The organism is Clostridium sp. (genome assembly GCF_032552055.1).
Classification (GTDB): Bacteria; Bacillota; Clostridia; order Clostridiales; family Clostridiaceae; genus Clostridium.
Window position 1 is genome coordinate 1 of record NZ_JAWGSV010000242.1, and the last position, 4,820, is coordinate 4,820.

The window sequence follows — 4,820 nt, forward strand, 5'->3', positions numbered from 1 at the left end:
AGAGAGTATTTGGATGCTACCTGCATATTTAAATGCTATAACTGATGCAGGTGGAATACCTGTTATTTTACCATTGATAGATAATGAAGAAGATATAAAAGATTTATCTTATAGATTTGATGGATTTTTGTTAACAGGAGGACAAGATATAAATCCTAAGATATATAATGAAAAAAAAGAAAATTATTGTGGATATATTAATACAGCAAGAGATACTATGGAAGCTATTTTGCTTGGAGAAATCTTAAAAGAAAATAAGCCTATATTAGCTATTTGTAGAGGCTTTCAATTGCTAAATTCATATTTAGGAGGAAGTTTATATCAAGATTTAAAAGTTGAGAAGTATAATAATAAAGAAAGTAATCATAGACAAGGAAAGCCTTATAATAAATTAGTTCATAAGATTATTATAAATAAGGAATCTTTGCTATTTGATATAATTAATAAAGAAGAAATTATGGTAAACACACTTCATCATCAAGGTGTAAAAAGTATATCTAATAAAGTAAATATTGCTGGAATGACTGAAGATAATTTAGTGGAAAGTATTTATTTAAAAAATAAAAAGTTTGTATTAGGGGTGCAATGGCATCCTGAACTATTATACAAGGACTTTGAAGATCAAAGAAATATATTTAATTCCTTTATAAGTAGCTGTAATAAATAAAATTACAGAAAAATACTTTTAATAGATTTAAATGGAATTTAAATACTATAAATGGAAAATATAAGGATAGTGAAAAAATCGTGGAAAATAGGGAAAAAGTTAAATAAGGGGAGTTAAATTTAGATAACAAAGGATACTGATTTTTACTTATATTAGTAATAAGGTTAATATATCTTTGTTAAAGATAAAATATTAACTAGGGAGTGTTCTTTGTGGAAATTAGTAATGTTGCCCTAAGTCAGGAAGTTTATAGGGCAGATGCTGAAAAAATATGTGATTGGCTAAATGATGAGGAAATAACAAGTTATTTAAATGAAGATTCTAATGTGCAAAAAAAATTAATGAGTGTAGTAAATAGAGTAAATATGCCTATACTAACTCATCTTTTTAATAATAACTGTAGATTTTTTACTATAAAAAATTTATATGGGACAATTGGTTTCTTAAGGTTAGTACCTAAAGGAAGTTTTGTAGAAATAGTAATTGCAGTAGGTGAAAAGGAACTATGGGGAAAAGGAATTGGTCATAATGCAGTAGTTGAAGCTTTAAAGGTTGCCTTCTTTGAAATGAGAGCAGAGGATGTAATTGCAAAAATAAAGAAGGTTAATAAAAGATCTCAAAATTTATTTAAAGGAATTGGCTTTAGAGAAGCTAAATTATTAGAAAATGAAATTGAATATCATATTAATAGAGATAATTTTTTCAAAATAGCTGCTTAATTATACTCTAATTAAAAGGATTTAATATGTATACCTATAAACGTGATTGTAAATAAAAGTCTCGTTTATAGGTTTTTTTATAAGCATTTTATGACAAGTTATGATTGAAGGGGTATATCCCAACCATTGATAGTTATAAGAAGAATTATTAGAGATAAATTTAAAAGTCAGTATTATACATTGAAATTAATCTATAATTTTATTAAAGTAAAATTATAGATTAATTAATATGTAAGGAGAAATATATGAAGAAATATAATTTTGAAGCAGAAATAAAAAAGCATGAAGGGAAAGATGCAACATATATAGAAGTGCCGTTAGATATTGAAAAAGAGTTTGGAGCTAAGAGGATAAAGGTTAAAGTAAAATTTGATAATGTTGAATATAGAGGATCAGTTGTAAGGATGGGTTTACCTTGCTATATGATTGGGATAACAAAGGAAATAAGAAGTAAGATAGGCAAAAGTTTTGGTGATAAAATCAGCGTTGAATTAGAAAAAGATGATGAGGATAGAAAAATAGAACTGCCAGAAGACTTTAAAGAAAAGCTTATATTAAATGAAAAGGCTTATGAATTTTATGAAAGTTTGTCTTATTCTCAGCAAAGAAAGTATTTTCAATGGATAACATCAGCTAAGAAGGAAGAAACAAGAATTAAAAGAATAGAAGAAGCAATTAAAAAGTTAGAGGATAAAATAAAGATATAATATTAGTATTTGTATAATTTATACAATGAAAAAGTTATCAAAATAATATATAATCTTCTTATAATAATGGAGGAGATTTAATGGATTTATCAAAGTTTATAGAAAATAAAGGGCTTACAGAAATAGAAATAAAGGTATTAAATTATATAGCAGATAATATAGACGAAGTTAATAAGCTTGGAGTAAGAGGAATTGCAAAGAATAATTTTACTTCCACATCTACAATTATGAGGCTTTCAAAAAAATTAGGTTATTCTGGATTTTTAGAAATGCAGTACAATTTAGCTGCTCTTAAGAAAAGTAACTATGGGAATACTATAGATGAGAGAGGCTTTGTTGACAGTCTTAATATGGAGGGAATTTTACAGGGAAATAGTAGTGAATGTATTGATAAATTTATTGATATATTATTTAGTGAAGATAATAAGTTTATTTTTATTTATGCCAATGGATTTTCAGGGATAGTAGCTGAATATATAAATAAGAAGCTATTAGTAATGGGAAAAAGATGTATATTATCAAATGGTACAGATTCAATAGGAGTTTTTGAAAATAATTTAGATTATATAAGTTCTATAATAGTAATATCAAAGTCAGGGGAAACTCCTATGGTTTTAAATAAGGTGAAGACGGCAAAAGAACATGGAATAGAAGTTGTATCCTTTACTAACGAAAGAGAAAATAGCATAAGTAAACTAGCAGATATAAGCTTTAAAATTGATGATGCAAATAAGTTAGACGATAGAAATTTAATGCCTAATACTTTTTTTCCAAAGGTACTAGTTTTAGTTGAGCTACTAATATATGAATATTATAAGCGAAAAAGCATTTAATCTAAGTAACGTGTTATCTAATTGGGTAACACGTTTTTTTGGGACTAAAATCTATATACAGAAAGTAGACTGCTAATTATAATGAAAAATGTAAATGGTTTCTGAAAACGTAATGGAGGGAGATTAACTATGAAAGAAAAGATAATGACAAAACTACAAGACTTTTCTAAGGGGATGTTTGTACCAGTTTTAATATTACCAATTGCAGGTATAATAATAGCTATAGGTAATATATTAACAAATGCAAAATTAGCAGAGTACGTACCATTTCTTAAAAATGATATGGTATATGGACTTGGGAAAATGCTATCAGGCTCACTAGTTTCAATATTAACTAACTTAGGTATTATATTTTGTGTGGGACTAGCAGTTGGATTAGCAAAGAAGAAAAAGGCGGAGGCTGGATTTACTTCACTTTTAGTATTCTTAGTATTTATAAATGCAATGAATATATTTTTAACGCTAACTGAAAAGCTAGCACCAGCAGATGCTTTAAGAGGAAGTGGACAAACTACTGTATTAGGAGTTCAAATTCTTGATATGGGGGTTTTCTTAGGAATTATACTAGGAATTGTTGTTGCTTATATACATAATAAGTTCTGTGAAAAAGAATTTGATGGAGCTTTCCAAATTTATGGAGGTTCTAGATTAGTATTTATTATATTAATACCAGTTACTGTTGGTTTAGCAGTTTTATTTAGCTATGTATGGCCACCAGTACAAAATGTAATTAACAATCTTGGTGAATTTATTCAAAGCTCAGGAAACTTTGGAATATTTACATATGGATCTTTAGAGAGATTATTAATCCCAACAGGATTACATCACTTAGTTTATACACCATTCTTATATAGTTCTTTAGGTGGTGTTGCAGAAATTGGTGGTCAAGTTTTTGAAGGAGCAAGAAATATTTACTTTGCAGAAATGGCTGATCCAACTATAGCTAAACTTTCAGCATCAGTAATTTGGGATGCTAGAGGTCTTTCTAAAATGTTTGGTTTAATAGGTGCATGTTTAGCAATGTATCATACAGCATTACCACAAAATAAAACAAAGATTAAAGCTATTTTAATACCAGCAGCTGTTACATCTATATTAGCAGGTGTTACAGAACCAATTGAATTCTCATTTATGTTTGCAGCTCCAGTATTATTCTTAATACATGGATTATTAAGTGGTTTAGGTATGGTTGTATTAAATGTATTAGGGGTTACAGCAATAGGTCCAAATGGATTAATAGACTTCTTATTATATAACTTACCACTAGGAATAGAGAAGACAGGTTGGCCAATGTATATTTTAGTTGGACTAGGACAATTTGTAGTTTACTATTTAATATTTAGATTTGTTATAACTAAGTTTAAGCTAAGAACTCCAGGAAGAGAAGAAGATGGAGATACTAAGCTTTATACTAAGAGTGATTACAAAGCAAAATCAGAATCAAAAGATGCTAATGGGGAATTTGGATTTGCACCTTTAATTGTAGAAGGATTAGGTGGAGAAGATAATATAGTTAAGGTTGATAACTGTTATACAAGATTAAGATTAATAGTTAAAGATTCATCATTAGTTAATGAAGCCTTATTAAAAAATGAAACACAAGCGAATGGTGTTATTATTAAAGGTGAAAATGTCCAAGTAGTGTATGGACTAAAAGTTAATGGCGTTAGAAAGAGCGTTGATGAATTTCTTGGAATAGAGGCAAACTAATAGCCTACGGTTTAAAATGCGAATATAACCGCAAAGATAAATATAATATGCTTATTTCACACATTATATTTATCTTTACTGGTGTTTCGCTATTTAAAACTTAAAAATGAAAAAATGAATAAAAGAACAAATAAAGGAGGTTTTGCATAGAAAAACCTCCTTTATTCTAAAGATATCCTTATAT

General features: G+C 27.8%; 5 protein-coding genes. All 5 read left to right on the plus strand.

Annotated features, from left to right (window positions below; translation table 11 throughout):
- Positions 1 to 667, plus strand: a 667-nt coding sequence (locus E6248_RS13275) for a gamma-glutamyl-gamma-aminobutyrate hydrolase family protein (protein ID WP_316341270.1), incomplete at its 5' end; no start/stop codon positions are given.
- 212 nt (positions 668 to 879) lie between these two features.
- Positions 880 to 1,386: a GNAT family N-acetyltransferase gene (locus tag E6248_RS13280; protein WP_316341271.1), complete on the plus strand. Its 507-nt coding sequence runs from the start codon at positions 880 to 882 to the stop codon at positions 1,384 to 1,386.
- Between the two features lie 245 nt (positions 1,387 to 1,631).
- On the plus strand, positions 1,632 to 2,093 hold the full coding sequence (locus E6248_RS13285; protein WP_316341272.1) for a YdeI/OmpD-associated family protein: 462 nt from the start codon (positions 1,632 to 1,634) through the stop codon (positions 2,091 to 2,093).
- An 80-nt stretch (positions 2,094 to 2,173) separates the two neighbouring features.
- Entirely contained in the window at positions 2,174 to 2,926 is a 753-nt protein-coding gene (locus tag E6248_RS13290; RefSeq protein WP_316341273.1) for a MurR/RpiR family transcriptional regulator, read from the plus strand.
- Between the two features lie 129 nt (positions 2,927 to 3,055).
- Positions 3,056 to 4,636, plus strand: a complete 1,581-nt coding sequence (locus E6248_RS13295; protein WP_316341274.1) for a PTS transporter subunit EIIC — start codon at positions 3,056 to 3,058, stop codon at positions 4,634 to 4,636.
- Positions 4,637 to 4,820 lie beyond the last annotated feature (184 nt).

Excerpts from the sequence above, each read along its gene's own strand:
- E6248_RS13290 (WP_316341273.1), top strand. The coding sequence starts at position 2,174 with ATGGATTTATCAAAGTTTATAGAAAATAAAGGGCTTACAGAAATAGAA.
- E6248_RS13295 (WP_316341274.1), top strand. The coding sequence starts at position 3,056 with ATGAAAGAAAAGATAATGACAAAACTACAAGACTTTTCTAAGGGGATG.
- E6248_RS13285 (WP_316341272.1), top strand. The coding sequence starts at position 1,632 with ATGAAGAAATATAATTTTGAAGCAGAAATAAAAAAGCATGAAGGGAAA.